The following is a 13,481-nucleotide window of genomic DNA, read 5'->3' on the forward strand; positions in this document are numbered from 1 at the left end:
GCCGACAAGGATTCAGGCGAGCTTATCGTCCCGCTGATGCGCTGACGGGTTCCGCGGCGCAGACGATGTCGCGGGCCGGGCGCTTGCCCTCGGTCAAGAATGCCGTGACGGCATCGTTGGCGCACTTGTTCGGCGCGAACACGTAGACACCGTGGCCGCCCTGATCGGCGGTCACCATCCGGGCCCGGTCACCGAGGGCTCGCCGCATCTGCTGAGCGCCGACCAGCGGCGTGCCCGGATCGCGGGTGTTCTGCGCGATGAGCACGTTCGACGGCCCTCGGTCGCCAACCCGCACCGGCGGCTCCAGCGGCTCGGACTGCCAGAACGCGCACGGCCGGATGTTGGCCGCGGCCGCGCCGAACAGCGGGTAGCGGACGCGGTCGGCGGCGACGTCGCGCTGGTAGGACTCGACCGACCTCGGCCAGCGGGAGTCGTTGCAGATCACGTAGTGGTGGCTCGACACCTTGTTGTCGAGGTCCTGCGGGGCAGGCGTCGGCGGCAGCGGCTTGTCCTTGTCGAGCGCCCGCCAGGTCTCGACCAGCGCGGGGAACTGCCCGTCGCTGTAGGTGTAGCCGAAGGTCAGCAGGCGGAACGCGGAGCCGTCGACGCCCTGCACCGGGGCGCGGTCGAGGCGCGCGGCCAGGTCGGAGTACTTCGCCCGCACCTGCTCGGGCGTGGAGCCGAGGCCGTACTCGGGGTGGGCGGCGGCGAACGTGGCGAAGTCGGGGAAGCGGTCCTCCAGTCCCCTGGCGAACAGGCGCCCGCCCTCGGCGTCCAGACCGGCCGGGACCAGGCTGCTGTCGAGCACGACGCGGTCACCGCGCTGCGGGAACAACGTGGCGTAGACCGCGCCGAGGTGGGTTCCGTACGAGTAGCCGATGAAGGAGATCTTCTTCTCCCCCAAGGCTTCCCGGATGCGGTCCATATCGCGCGCCGTGTTCGCCGTCGTGGTGTGCGGCAGCATGTACGCCGTCTTGGACTCGGCGCACTGCTTGGCGAAGATCTTCGCCTGCTCGGCGTGCTTCGCGACCTCGGCGGCATCGCGCGCGTAGGGCGGCACGTTGCCCCGGTACTGCTGATCCTGCGTCAGGTTGCAGGTCACCGGCGTGCTCCGGCCGACGCCGCGCGGGTCGAACCCGATGATGTCGTAGCTGTCCAGCACGCTCTGCGGCAGTCCCAAGGCCGCGAGCAGCGCCGGGAAGTCCAGCCCGAACCCGCCCGGCCCGCCGGGGTTCGTCAGCAGCACGCCCCGGCGCTTCGCCGGGTTCTTGCTCGCCAGGCGGGAGATCGCGACGTGGATCTTCTGCCCGTCCGGCTTCCGGTGATCCAACGGTACGTCGAGGTTCGCGCACTGCATGCCGGGCGCGTGGACCCCCGCCGGGCACTCGCCCCACTTGACCGATGAGCCCGGTGTCGCCCCCTGTGCGAGCCCCGGCACCGCGGTCGCCGCGATGGCGAAGGCGACGGCGATGGGCAAGGTTTTCCGCATGGTTCCCCTCCTGTGGCGACGCACCCCGGCGCCGCGGTCAACGAGGACAGGCCGTGGGCATGTCCTCCACCGAGTAGAAACTGTGCCGTCACGGCATGGTCAAGCTCGCTCAGCCGGGTGGGTTCCGAGCCAGGAGGCCCCCGTGCCCTCGAGCTTATGCTGGCGACTTGTGACCGCAGATCCCGTCGTTCCGGCCGCCCTGACCCGGCTCGCCCACCCGGAGCCGAGGCAGCGCGAGCTGGCCGCGGCGGAGCTGGGAGACCTCCTGCGCGGCAACGCGTTGAAAGCGCGCGCCGCCGAGACAGTCATCGCCGGTCTGGTGGATCTCGTCCTCAGGGACCACGACCCGGTCGTGACCGAGGAGGCGCTGCATGCGATCGGCGAAGGACTCCCCCACCGCGATCCGCCGTCACAGCTCGTCATGCCGCTCGTCCAACGGATGCCGTCCCTCGCACCGAACCTGCTCGAACACGTCTTCGGCATCCTGGCGTGCACCAGGGATCGGGCTGTCCGACCGGTGATCAAGTCCTATTCGGACCACGCGGTCCCGGCCGTCCGCGACGCCGCGGCGGATGCCTTGACGGAACTGCCCCCGACCACGCTTCTCCACCTGGATTCCTCGGCCGAGCGCTCGACGTCGCGATCGCGGGCCATCACCGCGGCCTTCGCTTCGGCGTTCCGTGCTGCTGCGCCGGGCAATGTGGTGGTCCATCGCGACCTGCACGCGGATCCGCTGCCTCACCTGCCTGATGCGAGCCTGCACTGGGCGCAGGGTCTGCGCCAGGCGGACGCGAGTCCGGACCAGGCCGCTGAGGACCTCCAGCGGCGGCTGGTCGCGGAGCTGCTGAGCGCGGACGTGCTCCTGATCGGCTTCCCGCTGTACAACTACTCGTTGCCCTCCAGCCTCAAGGCCTGGCTCGACCACATCCACGTCCCGGGAACGACGGCGCCATCGGCGATCTCCGGTGCTCCGCTCGCCGGGCGACCGGCGGTGCTGGTCACCACGAGGGGCGGTGACTACGACGACGGGTCGGTGAACGAGGGCCGCGACCACGCAACCCCTGTCCTGGAACTGATCCTGGGCGAGGAGATGGGGATGGCGGTCACCGTGATCACCACCAGTCTGACCTTGGGCACACAGCCAGAACAGGTCGACCGCAGTGAGAACGAGTACACGGACGCCCTGCGGCTCGCACGTGATCTCGGCGCACGCCTAGGACGTGCCCGATGAGGCAGCGCGGCCAAGCACGACGATCGCCCGCTCGACCTTGACGATCCCGAGCCCTAGAAGGGCGCGGGTTCGGCGATGGGTTCGAGTTCGGTCTCGATCACCTTGCCACTCGGCGTGGTCCACGCATGCGTCCCATCAGGCCGGTTCTCACAGGACCAACGGGAGTGGGTCTTCATCCGGTGGTGATGCCTGCACTTGGGCCGCAGATTCGCGACCGTGGTGTTGGTCCCATCGAAGGGACAGCAGTGGTCCAGGTCGCAGCGGTGGGCGGGTTGGTTGCAGCCGACCATGGTGCACGTCGGATACCGCGCGTTGATCAGCTCGCGTTGTGCCGGGGTGGGCCGGTAGGTGGTGATGTGTTCGGCCATCCCGGTGGCGGGGTCGGTGAGGATGCGCTTCCAGATCCCGTTCGCCGCGACATCGGCGACGATCTCCGCGGGCAGCGGCCCGTATCCGGCGAGCATGACCGGGTCTGTGGTCAAGTCCAGGATGTTGGTGATCGGCATGGTCAGGTTCACGCACGCCTCCCCCTGCGGGGCGGGTGTTTCCTTACCCATCAACAGGTCTGCCGCGACGTCGGACCGTTTCTGGTCCAACGTGCGGTCATCTTTCGGCAAAGCCCGGGCGATCCGGTCGATCCGATCGAAGGCCAAGGCCGCGTCGAGGGCGGGCAGGACGACGCGCAGGGAGCACATGCCGTCGTCGAGGTTGAACTTCTCCACCAACCGCTGCTTCCGCTTCTCCTCATGACGCCGCAACGCCGCCTCGGCATCGAGCTTGAGGACATAGCGCCGGGCATACCGTTGAGAGGCGGTGTAGTTGTGCGATGCCGCATGCGCGATCAGCACCGGTTCGGCGATCGCCTGGTTGGCGGCGTCGAGGACACTGACCTGATCAATGATCATCAACGCCTTGCCCTCATCGATCCGCCCATCCGACAACGCTTCCAACACCACCGGGTGCTCCACCAGAGACATCGCCCGGTCGATCAGCTTGTTGCCCTTGACCTGAGAGACACGCAGCAGGGGCATCAGAACATCCCCGGCATACTGCTGCGCTTGCGGGTCGAGGTCGTCATAGAGCTTCATCAGGGTCGAGGCGAAGCCCGCGACGGCCTTACCGATAGCGGCGTAGGCGGCCACGACGTCGTCTTCGATATCGGCAGGGGCCATACCCCTATTTTAGCGTCTGCAAATAGTGGATCATGGCTCTACGGAGTGAACTTTCCCTTACGCGGCAAGGGAAACCAGGTTCCAGCCACCGCAAGCCGGGGCTGCCAGCTGAGGCTTTACCTGGGGTGCGCGTGCCATACGCTTCCCGCGAGGGCCGGAGTTTCATCCCGTGCCCCCGTGAGGCCCACGGGCACGCGCAAGGGGCCCCAGGTCAAGCCGACCCACGCTGGTATCGACGCAAGCTGGAAGTCCAGCCCACGAAAGCCGGAAACCCAGCCCACGAGGACAACCGACACGAGTTAGCCGTCCGACCCCTGGGTGCCGTACCACGTGGCGAGTTGCGTGCGATTGGTGAAGTGCAGCTTGGCCAGCATCCGCCCCACGTGCGTCTCGACCGTCCGCTTCGACACGTGCAGCTCCTCGGCGATCTGCCCGTTGCTCCTCCCGGCCGCGACCAGTTTCGCCACCTTCTGCTCGGTCGCGGTGAGCGGCGCGACGACGACGTCGGCCCGGAGCTCACCGGGGGCGTCGATGGGCCGCAGGGCGAGGTCGTAGACCTCCTCCGCGGTGAGCCGGGTGCCTTCGGTGTACGCGGCGCGGAAGGCCGCGGCACCGATCGCCGCGACGATGCGCCGCTCCGCCTGTTGGCGTTGGCGCTGAAAGGGGATCAGCCCGCCGAGGCCGACGCCGTGCCGCTGCTGCAGCCCGACGCATCCGCCGAGGAGCCGGGCCGCCGCCTCGGGCTCGCCGATCCGGGCCCGCCACCACGCGCTGGCCTCGACCGTCCACGTCGACCCCCACCGGTCCCCCATCTCGATCTGGGCGGGCAGGCACTCGTGGAGCAGGTACCTCGGCCTGCTGTGCGCGGGCAGCCCGAGGACCCACAGCGCCCAGGTGCGGGCCCACGGCGCGCCGTGGCTCTCGGCGTCGGCGAGCAGGTCGGCGGAGGCGGCGTCCGCGATCTCGGTCACCCCGAGCAGGCCCGCGCCCGCGGAGAGCAGGTGCGCGGCCATGTGGCCGTCACCGCGCGCGCCCACCGCGCGGAACGCGTCGCGGGCCTGTCGCAGGAGCGGCAACCCGGAGGTGTCGCCCAGGCTGAGCACGAGGTGGCAGCCCTCGACGAAGAGCACCTGCGGCGCGGACTCGGCGCCGAGCCCGCGGGCGAGCTCCCAGTACCGGTCGCGGTGGTGCACGCTGCATTCCTTGTCACCCAGCGCGATCAGGGTGAAGGCCAGCGAGGTGTGCGCGGTCATCCTGGTCAGCGTGGGCTCGGCGGGTTCGAGCGCGAGCAGGTCGTCCGCCCACGCGAGGACGGTGCGCTGGAACGCGGCGAAGAAGTGCGCGCGGGTGCGGATGACGTCGGTGACGATGCCCAGCCCGGTCTCCGCGTCCTTGGTTGCGACGCACCAGTTCACCGCGGCGCGGATGTTGGGCAGCTCCCGGTGGATGCGGGCCAGCCAGGTCAGTTCGCCGGAGCCGAACCACTCCGCGGCGCCGGTCGCGACCAGCCGCCGCACCCAGTGGCAGTGCTTCTCGCGCAGCTGGTCGGTCTCGCCGAACTCGTCCAGGTGGCGCAGACCGTAGCCGCGCAGGGGTTGCAGCTGCTGGTACCGGCCGTCACCGCCGACGGTCAGCACGGAGTGCCGCACCAGCCCCGCGAGCAGCGGCAGCACGTCCTCGCCGCAGACCTCCTCTGCGGCCTCCAGGTCGAAGCCGCCGGAGAACACCGCCAGCCGGGCCCACAGGCGGCGCTGCTCGGGGCTGCAGAGGTCCCACGAGACGTCCAGCGCCTGGGTGAGCGTGCGGTGGTGCGGCTGCGCGCGGCGCGCCGTGGTGGCCAGCAACCGGCCGCCGTCCAGGCGCTGCAACGTCTTCTCCGGTCCGAGCACGCCCATCTGCGCGGCGATCAGCTCGATCACCAGCGGCAGCCCGCCGGACCACCTGGCCAGCTCCACCACGGCCTCCCACGCGGCGGTGCCCTCCCGGACCGCCGGGAAACCGGTGGCGGCCGCGCGGTCCAGCAGCAGCTCCATGGCCTCGCTGCCGCGGGCCTGCTCCGGGGTGGCGTTGGCCTCGGGGATGCTCACCGGGGGCACCGCGACGACGCGCTCCGGCGGGAGGTCCAGCCGGTGCCGCGTCGTCGTGATCACGCTGAGCTGCGGCACTTCCGTGAGCAGGGCGATCACCACGTCGGCGACCGGGTCCAGGATGTGCTCGGCGTTGTCCAGGACCAGGAGCACACGTTTGCCCTGGAGGTGGTCGAGCAGCACCTCGACCGGAGTGCTCTGGGACTGGTGGTCGGCGACGCCCAGCGCGGTGACGATGGACTGCCCGACCGCGGTGGTGGCGTCCTCGCTCGGGTTGAGGTCCGCCAGGTGGACGACGGCGGACAGGTCGAAGTCGTCGGCCATCCGGTGCAGCAGCGCCAGGGCGAGCCGGGTCTTGCCAACCCCGCCCGCACCGGAGAGAGTGACCAGCCGAGCGCCCTGGCGCACCGTCCCGGCCAACGAACCCAGCAGTTCGTCTCGACCCACCAGGCTGGTCAGACCCACTCCGGCTAGTTCCACAATTCCGGAACTGTAGGGAACTCGCCCCGTGCGGTCACGCGGAGGGCAGGCACACGTACACACGGGTCCGCACACGTACGTGTGCCGCGTTCGCACCTGTGCGGTGATCACGGATGTGCGTGCCCGGTGATCACGCCACGATCCGGGGTGAAGCCGCGGCGACCTTCGGAGACCTGATGACTGATCAAGCCCTGTACTGGCGTCGGCCGACCCGCGACTGGGCCACTGAGGTGACGGAGTCGGCCGTGGCGGCCTCACTGCTCACCGGGGATCTCTTCGTCGCAGGGGACGCCGTTCGGGAGGCTTCGCGCGACCTGGGCCGGATCGTCAGCCGCCAGCCGCACGCGGTGCTCCGGCCGCGGTCGGCGGAGGACGTCGCGAAGGTCGTCCGGTTCTGCCACGACCACCGGATTCCCGTTGCCCCCCAGGGAACCGGCCACATGACCCAGGGACAGCGGCTGGTCGAGGCGGGGCTGGCCGTCGACGTGACCGCGCTGCGCACCGTCCGCGGGCACGGACCCGGCTGGGTCGACGTGGACGCCGGGATGCTCTGGTCGGACCTGCTGACGATCCTGGCCTCGGCCGGGAAGCGGTTCGCGGGCGCGCTGACCGGCTACGTGCCCATCAGCGTCGGTGGCACGCTCAGCGCGGGCGGGATCGGCCCCGACTACGACAACGGAGCGCAGATCGACTCCGTCGAGCGCATCCAGGTGGTCACCGGTCGCGGCGACGTGGTGTGGGCCTCGGAGCGGGAGCACCCGAGCCTGTTCAACGCCGCGCTCGGCGGGATCGGCCAGGTCGGCATCATCACCAGGGCCGTGCTCAAGGTGACCCGGCTGCCCGAGGCCGTGCGGTCCTGGATCCTGCCCTACACCGACCCGGCGGCGGCGTTCGCCGCGATGCGCGAGGTCCTCGGCCGCGGCGAACTCGACGAGGTCTACTGCATGGTCATGCCGCCGGGCACCCTCGCCCAGGCCCCGACGTTCCTCGTGCACCTCGCCCGCTACGAGGACGAGCAGGGCCGGGCGGGCGACGACCTCGTCGAGGGCCTGCGCCCGCAGGGTCCGGTCCAGGACGAGCGGCTCGACTACGTCTCCCACGTCACCAGGTACTCGGCGATCATGGACCGCTGGCGCGAGGAGGAGCGCTGGGACGACTGCGTGAAGCCGTGGTTCGACGTCTGGCAGGCCGACTCCGTCATCGACTCCTTCGTCGGCGACATCCTCGGCCAGATGACCACCGACGACTGGTCGCTGCCGCACGCGAAGGGCTTCGTGCTGCTGTTCCCCCACCGCACGGGGTCGTTCCGCCGTCCTCGCCTGCGGGTGCCCCGGCACCACCCGGACGACTGGGTGTGGCTGTTCGACGTGCTCACCTCCTCGGCACCGGACCCCGACCCCGGGTTCGCGGAGAAGATGTTGCGGCGCAACCAGAACTGGCTGAACGCGGCGCGACGGGTCGGCGGACTCGTCTACCCCATCGGGAGCCAGGTCTTCACCCACGAGGACTGGCGCCACCACTACGGGGACACCTGGGACGACGTGGTGCGGACGAAGAAGCTCTACGACCCGGCGCGCATCCTCACCCCCGGCCCCGGGATCAACGCGGCACTGCCCTGACAGACCAGCCCGGCGGCGTCGCCCACCGCCCGTCCGACGCCGCCGGGCAGCCGAAACCCTCACCGCCACCACGTCGGGGAGGGAAACACCACGCGCCGTCTCATCGTCGCGACCGCACTCGCCGCGGGTGCCGTACTGCCCACCGCGGGCGCGTCCGCGCCCGGGGTCGAGGTGGAGAACCCGTCCGTCGCGGCAGCCAGGTGCTAAGAACTCCTAACTCAGTGAGAGGTTGCGGAGTCGGCGCCAGCAGATGATGCCGCAGGCCAGGCTGAGGAAGGCTTCGTGGATGTCGTCGCGGATCTCCCGGCGGATCCGCAGGCGGCGGAACCAGTGCAGCAGCGCGAAGGTCTGCTCGATCACCCAGCGGTGTATGCCCACTCCGGAGCCGTGTTCGGTGCCGCGGCGGGCGATCAGTGGCTTGATACCCTTGCCGCGCACCAGGTCGCGGTACTTGTCGTGGTCATAGCCGCGGTCGGCGTAGAGCGTGACGGGACGGAGCCGGGGACGGCCGCGTTTGCCGCGCACCGGCGGAACCATGTCGATCAGCGGCATCAGCTGGGTGACGTCGTTGCGGTTCCCGCCGGTCCAGGACCCGGCCAGCGGGATGCCGTGTCCTTCGGTGATCAGGTGGTGTTTCGAGCCCGTTCTGGCGCGGTCGACCGGGCTCGCACCGGTTTTGGGCCGCCTTTGAGGGCGCGGACGTGTGAGCCGTCGAACACCGCCCGCGACCAGTCCAGCGCGTCCGCGGCGTTGAGCTCCGCGAGCAGGTTCTCGTGCAGCCGTTGCCACAAGCCAGCCTGGTGCCAGTCCCGCAACCGCCGCCACGCGGTCATACCGGACCCGAAGCCCAATTCCTGCGGCAGGAACTCCCACGGAATGCCGGTGTAGAGCACGAATAAGATGCCGCACAACACCTTCCGGTCATCAAGCCGCTTACGTCCCGGATGGTCCGCACGACGCGGGACCACCGGAAGCAACGGCTCGATCCGTGTCCACAACTCGTCGGACACGATCCACGGAAGCTGCTCACCCTTCCTCACACCAAGGTCAACACACCAATGATCAACAGTATTCCAAGATCATTCTGTTAGGAGTTCTTAGTCCTCTGTGGGGTCCGCTCGTGGACGGCACGCTGAGCGATGCGGAGCTGCGGCGCAGGTACGGCCGCTGGCTCCAGGGTCTGCCGGAGTTCCTCCGCCTGATGCCGGCCGAGGGCACGGTCGAGCTGTTCGACGACTCCGCCGGGCGTGAGCTGACCGGCCTCCGCCTCTTCACGCCGGCCAGCTCGGCGGAGATCGACTGGGAGGTCCACGCGTTCCTGGCCCAGCACTCGGCGTCCGGTGACGACGAGGTGGCCGCCCACGTGGCCTCCGCCATGGCGCCGCACGTCGCGGAGAACCGTCGGGTGGCCGTGGTGTGGACGACCTCCTTGCCCATCGCGGTGTTCTCGGCGGAGCAGGTGGTGCGCCACGCGCTGGACATCGTGACCGCCTCGGGAACCCTGTGGCTCCAGCCGCTCGGCGGCGGAGCGCTCGTCGAGGTCCAAGCCGACGGCCGCGTCACCACCGGTGTCGCAGCCGATCCCCGGCGCTGAATGTCACCCAGAAGCCTTTCACTTTTCAACTGCCCCTGAAATGAATGTGCTCTCACATTGGGCGCCTCTAGCGTTCGGGTGATTGGTCGTGGAACTGGAAAGGTAGACCTGTGGTCAGGGAAAGATTTTCTCGTATTGCTGCGGTGGTTCTTGTGGTTACGGGTGCGGCGGTGTTCAGCGCGACTCCCGCCCTGGCGAAGGGGAGCGGGCAGTGCCAGCATCAGATCTGCATGTGGGAAGACATTAATTATGATGGAGATCTCTACGTCGATGCGCCGGCGGTCGTCGGGTGTCACGACATTCATGGCTGGAACGGTGACAACGAGATCAGCTCGGTGAGGAACAAATCGGACCGCTACACGCTCTACCTCTACAGCGAGGACGGCTGCGTCGGCGAGCTCATCAAGCTTCATCCGAACCACGACAGGGCTGACCTCGCTTACTACTTCGTGAACGATGATGCTGAGAGCTACGCCGTCAGGGACGAGTGAGGTTGTCCGACGCTCAGTGCCGGCCGCGGGGAGAGGCATGGTCATATCGGCGGCCGGCTTCACTCGCGGCCCCTTTCGACGGGCGGGCGCGAGTTCGCACGCGCCAACCTGTGCGACCGCGCCGCCGATCATGCCGCAGCGAGCCGGCCCGTGTGCGACTGGTGCGCGGCAAGGGTATCAAGCCACTGATCGCCCGCCGCGGCACCGAACACGGCTCCGGACTGGGCATACACCGCTGGGTGATCGAGCAGACCTTCGCGCTGCTGCACTGGTTCCGCCGCCTGCGGATCCGCCGGGAGATCCGCGACGACATCCACGAAGCCTTCCTCAACCTGGCCTGCGGCATCATCTGCTGGCGCCGACTCCGCCTCTCATCGAATTAGGAGTTCTAAGGCATCCGGCTGGTCAACCCCTCCCGCTGGGAGGGCCACTGCCGGGTCTACTCCGGACACCTGCGCTCGATCACCTGTTGCAGCAACGGCCGGGCGTCCTACGGCGTGTGGGTTCCCGCGCCCGGCTCCGTGGTTCGTCTACGGCAACTGCCCCCTGAACGTCCGCGGCGTGGTACGCGTTGTCCACCTCGTCGACGAGAATGCCAAGGGACGCGGTGAAATGCTCGCGATCCCCCAGCCGCACGTTGCGGGCGAGCGCCACCTCGCAATGGCGTTGCGCGGTAACGACATCGCCGAGATGGATGCGCAACCAGCCCGCCAGCGCCCTGGTGCGCTCGCAGGTACCGCGTCGCGTGGGCCACAGCGGCGTCGTAGTCGCCTCGCTTCTCGCAGATGACGGCGAGGTCGTAGTGAGCCTCCGCCATCATGTGGCCAAGGCTGGGTCGACGTGCGAGGTCCATGTGCCGCAAAGCGTCCTCGAAGTCGCCGACCCGAGCACAGGCGTCGGCGAGCGCCCGGTGCGCGTGCGCCGCGCCCCACGCGAACTCAAGACTTCGCGAGGTCGACCTGTCCGCTTCGACCGCCAGGACGTACCCGCAGCCGGGACAGGTAGCTCCGCACCGTGGCGCGGGCGCTCGGCGGTGGCCGCTCCCCCCAGAGCTTGTCGATCAGGTCGCCGGCCGGGCCCCCTCGGTTCGGCTCCGCCGCCGGGATCGCCAGCACGCAGCGCTGACGCGGGTGCCCGACGTCCACCTCGCGACCGCGGTGACGGACCCCCACGCCATCGAGCAGCACAAAGTCGTGTCCCACGTGTTTCCCCCGCCCTCCAGCAGAGCGCACGGCGGCGGGCTCGACAAGCGGTAACGCGGTTGTTCAGGAGTTCATCCCGCGACGCTGGCATGATCGGATGGCGTGGGTGAGCACAAGGAACGCATGCTGGGCGGCGAGTGGTACCTCGACGAGCCTGACCTGGCAGAAGACCGGCGGCGGTGCGGGCACCTGCTCGACCGGTTCAACGCGACCCCGACGGACGAGGACGCCGAGCGCATGAAGATCCTCACCGAACTGCTCGACGGCTTCGGTCCCGGGACGCGCGTCCTCCCGCGATTCCTGTGCACCTACGGCTCGTTGATCACGATCGGCGCCAACAGCTTCGTCAACAACGACGCGTACTTCATGGACGACGCCCGGATCACGCTCGGTGACGACGTGCGCATCGGGCCGCGCGCGCAGCTGTTGACCGCGCTGCACCCCATGGAGGACCACGAGATGCGCCGCGAGGGCTGGGAGCGGCCCCTGCCGATCACCATCGGCGACAACGCCTGGCTCGGCGGCGGCGTGATCGTCTGCCCCGGCGTCACCATCGGCGCGAACGCGGTCGTGGGCGCGGGCAGCGTGGTCCTCCGCGACGTGCCGGAGCGGACGTTCGTCGCGGGCAATCCGGCGCGCCTCATCCGGCAGCTCTGATAACCGTAAGCACGGACGAACGGTTGACAGTGGCTTACCGTTAGCACAGACTTACCGAGTGACTGCTTCCGCCGCGACCGTGCTGGACGCCCTGGGTGACGGCAACCGCCGAGCGATCCTGGAACGGCTGGCCGCCGGTCCGGTGCCCGTCGGCGTCCTCGCCGACCAGCTCCCGATCTCGCGCCCGGCCGTGTCGCAGCACCTGAGGGTGCTCAAGGAGGCTGGCCTGGTGGTCGTGTCCGTGGTCGGCACGCGCCGCCTGTACCGGGTCGACCCGGCGGGCCTGAACGTGGTCCGGGAGTACTTCGACCGGTTCTGGTCGACCACCATGGACAACTTCGCGGCGCTGGCCGAGGCCGAGGCCGCCAAGGGAGACAGCTGAGATGAGCACGGAAATCAAGGTCCACCGCTCGGTGAACGTGCCGTTGGCACCGGAACGGGCCTTCGCCCTGTTCACCGCGCGGATGACCGAGTTCTGGCCGCGCGAGCACTCCATCGGCTCCTCGCCGCTCGACCGGGTCGTCGTCGAACCCCACGTCGGGGGCCGTTGGTACGAAAGGGGAACCGACGGCAGCGAATGCGACTGGGGACGGGTCGGCGAGTGGCAGCCGCCGCACCGCGTAGTGCTGCTGTGGCAGCTCGGCGCGGACTGGAAGTTCAATCCGGAGCTGGAGACCGAGGTCGAGGTGATCTTCACCGAGGCCGCTTCCGGGGGCACTCTGGTGGAGCTGCGGCACCGGCACCTGGAGCGCTACGGCGACCAGGCGCAGACCATGTACGCGGTCTTCGACTCGCCCGGAGGCTGGACCGGCACGCTGACCGCCTTCGCTGAGGCTGCCGCATGAGCAGCGCGATGACCCTCGCCATGCGGGAACGCGCCGACTTCGCGGACTTCCTCGGCAAGCTCACGCCCGGGCAGTGGGACCTGCCGACGTTGTGCGAGGGCTGGACCGTCCGCGACGTGGTCGCGCACGTGATCAGCTACGACGTGCTCGGCTGGCGCGGAACCCTCGGCCGGTTGGTGCGCGGGCGGTTCAGCCTCGACAAGAGCAACGCCATCGGCGTCGACGAGTACGTGGGCGCCGACCTCGTCGCTCTCCTGCGCACTTACGCGCGCCCGCGTGGCCTCACCACCGCGTTCGGCGGCAGGATCGCCTTGGTGGACGGCATGATCCACCAGCAGGACATCCGCCGTCCGCTGGGCCTGCCCCGGGAGATCCCGCACGACCGCCTGCTCGTCGCGCTCCGGTTCGCGCTGTTCGCTCCGCCCCTCGGCGCGGGCAAGCAGGTCCGCGGCCTCAGCCTCACCGCGACCGATCTGGAGTGGTCGCACGGCTCCGGCCCGGAGGTGCGAGGCCCCGGCGAAGCGCTCCTCATGGCCATCGCGGGCCGCTCCGCCGCGCTCTCCGACCTCACCGGCCCCGGTCTGCCCCTCCTCACGTCCCGCCTCACCTGAATC

At 69.5% G+C, this 13,481-nt stretch carries 14 protein-coding genes and 1 pseudogene; 9 read left to right on the plus strand and 6 right to left on the minus strand.

What is annotated here, in order from left to right; all coding sequences use genetic code 11:
• Positions 1–22: 22 nt before the first annotated feature.
• Positions 23–1,489, minus strand: coding sequence for an alpha/beta hydrolase (locus tag BLT28_RS15440; protein WP_030429387.1), 1,467 nt, complete (start codon positions 1,487–1,489; stop codon positions 23–25).
• Positions 1,490–1,658: 169 nt separating this feature from the next.
• On the opposite strand from BLT28_RS15440, the gene BLT28_RS15445 reads away from it, so the two are divergent.
• Complete coding sequence (locus BLT28_RS15445; RefSeq protein WP_197684034.1) at positions 1,659–2,720, plus strand: FMN-dependent NADH-azoreductase; 1,062 nt, start codon at positions 1,659–1,661, stop codon at positions 2,718–2,720.
• 53 nt (positions 2,721–2,773) lie between these two features.
• On the opposite strand, the gene BLT28_RS15450 is transcribed toward BLT28_RS15445, so the two are convergent.
• Both BLT28_RS15450 and BLT28_RS15455 read right to left on the minus strand, forming a co-directional pair.
• Positions 2,774–3,892 carry an HNH endonuclease signature motif containing protein gene (locus BLT28_RS15450; RefSeq protein ID WP_083383748.1) on the minus strand — a complete coding sequence of 373 codons (1,119 nt, stop codon included), beginning with the start codon at positions 3,890–3,892 and terminating at the stop codon, positions 2,774–2,776.
• A gap of 299 nt (positions 3,893–4,191) precedes the next feature.
• On the minus strand, positions 4,192–6,426 hold the full coding sequence (locus BLT28_RS15455; protein WP_172806514.1) for an ATP-binding protein: 2,235 nt from the start codon (positions 6,424–6,426) through the stop codon (positions 4,192–4,194).
• 209 nt (positions 6,427–6,635) lie between these two features.
• Here BLT28_RS15455 and BLT28_RS40155 point away from each other — a divergent pair, with 209 nt between their 5' ends.
• Positions 6,636–8,078, plus strand: coding sequence for an FAD-binding protein (locus tag BLT28_RS40155; RefSeq protein ID WP_162184881.1), 1,443 nt, complete (start codon positions 6,636–6,638; stop codon positions 8,076–8,078).
• 213 nt (positions 8,079–8,291) lie between these two features.
• Here BLT28_RS40155 and BLT28_RS15470 read toward each other — a convergent pair.
• Positions 8,292–9,091, minus strand: a protein-coding gene (locus BLT28_RS15470; protein ID WP_407638817.1) for an IS5 family transposase whose coding sequence is annotated in 2 segments (ribosomal slippage) — positions 8,292–8,758 and positions 8,758–9,091 — 801 coding nt in all. Because the reading frame shifts where the segments join, the coding sequence is not laid out codon by codon here.
• A 107-nt stretch (positions 9,092–9,198) separates the two neighbouring features.
• Here BLT28_RS15470 and BLT28_RS15475 point away from each other — a divergent pair.
• From BLT28_RS15475 to BLT28_RS15485, 3 genes and pseudogenes are all read left to right on the plus strand, one after another.
• On the plus strand, positions 9,199–9,672 hold the full coding sequence (locus BLT28_RS15475) for a hypothetical protein (RefSeq protein ID WP_030431320.1): 474 nt from the start codon (positions 9,199–9,201) through the stop codon (positions 9,670–9,672).
• A 110-nt stretch (positions 9,673–9,782) separates the two neighbouring features.
• On the plus strand, positions 9,783–10,163 hold the full coding sequence (locus BLT28_RS15480) for a peptidase inhibitor family I36 protein (protein ID WP_156051248.1): 381 nt from the start codon (positions 9,783–9,785) through the stop codon (positions 10,161–10,163).
• 155 nt (positions 10,164–10,318) lie between these two features.
• A pseudogene (locus BLT28_RS15485) lies at positions 10,319–10,546 on the plus strand (IS5/IS1182 family transposase); the annotation flags it as partial.
• Positions 10,547–10,653: 107 nt separating this feature from the next.
• Here BLT28_RS15485 and BLT28_RS42860 read toward each other — a convergent pair.
• Together BLT28_RS42860 and BLT28_RS40160 are read right to left on the minus strand one after the other, a co-directional pair.
• The gene (locus BLT28_RS42860; protein ID WP_081900549.1) at positions 10,654–11,142 is read right to left on the minus strand and encodes a tetratricopeptide repeat protein; all 489 of its coding nucleotides are present in this window, start codon (positions 11,140–11,142) and stop codon (positions 10,654–10,656) included.
• On the minus strand, positions 11,102–11,365 hold the full coding sequence (locus tag BLT28_RS40160; RefSeq protein WP_156051250.1) for an AfsR/SARP family transcriptional regulator: 264 nt from the start codon (positions 11,363–11,365) through the stop codon (positions 11,102–11,104). Before BLT28_RS40160 ends, BLT28_RS42860 begins: the two co-directional genes overlap by 41 nt.
• A 102-nt stretch (positions 11,366–11,467) precedes the next feature.
• Between BLT28_RS40160 and BLT28_RS15495 the strand changes: the two genes are divergently transcribed.
• The 4 genes from BLT28_RS15495 to BLT28_RS15510 are packed head-to-tail and all read left to right on the plus strand — an operon-like array spanning position 11,468 to position 13,478.
• Positions 11,468–12,022 carry a sugar O-acetyltransferase gene (locus tag BLT28_RS15495; protein ID WP_030431323.1) on the plus strand — a complete coding sequence of 185 codons (555 nt, stop codon included), beginning with the start codon at positions 11,468–11,470 and terminating at the stop codon, positions 12,020–12,022.
• Positions 12,023–12,080: 58 nt separating this feature from the next.
• Positions 12,081–12,404 (plus strand): ArsR/SmtB family transcription factor, encoded by a 324-nt coding sequence (locus tag BLT28_RS15500; RefSeq protein ID WP_030431324.1) that lies wholly within the window; start codon positions 12,081–12,083, stop codon positions 12,402–12,404.
• Position 12,405: 1 nt separating this feature from the next.
• Entirely contained in the window at positions 12,406–12,867 is a 462-nt protein-coding gene (locus BLT28_RS15505) for an SRPBCC family protein (RefSeq protein WP_030431325.1), read from the plus strand.
• Positions 12,864–13,478, plus strand: a complete 615-nt coding sequence (locus tag BLT28_RS15510) for a maleylpyruvate isomerase family mycothiol-dependent enzyme (RefSeq protein WP_030431326.1) — start codon at positions 12,864–12,866, stop codon at positions 13,476–13,478. Before BLT28_RS15505 ends, BLT28_RS15510 begins: the two co-directional genes overlap by 4 nt.
• Positions 13,479–13,481 lie beyond the last annotated feature (3 nt).

Origin of the sequence: Allokutzneria albata (genome assembly GCF_900103775.1) — a bacterium.
Taxonomy (GTDB): domain Bacteria; phylum Actinomycetota; class Actinomycetes; order Mycobacteriales; family Pseudonocardiaceae; genus Allokutzneria; species Allokutzneria albata.

Bases quoted from the DNA above. Each gene is read 5' to 3' on its own strand.
- BLT28_RS15450 (WP_083383748.1), bottom strand. From the start codon at position 3,892: ATGGCCCCTGCCGATATCGAAGACGACGTCGTGGCCGCCTACGCCGCT.
- BLT28_RS15510 (WP_030431326.1), top strand. From the start codon at position 12,864: ATGAGCAGCGCGATGACCCTCGCCATGCGGGAACGCGCCGACTTCGCG.
- BLT28_RS15440 (WP_030429387.1), bottom strand. From the start codon at position 1,489: ATGCGGAAAACCTTGCCCATCGCCGTCGCCTTCGCCATCGCGGCGACC.
- BLT28_RS40155 (WP_162184881.1), top strand. From the start codon at position 6,636: ATGACTGATCAAGCCCTGTACTGGCGTCGGCCGACCCGCGACTGGGCC.
- BLT28_RS15505 (WP_030431325.1), top strand. From the start codon at position 12,406: ATGAGCACGGAAATCAAGGTCCACCGCTCGGTGAACGTGCCGTTGGCA.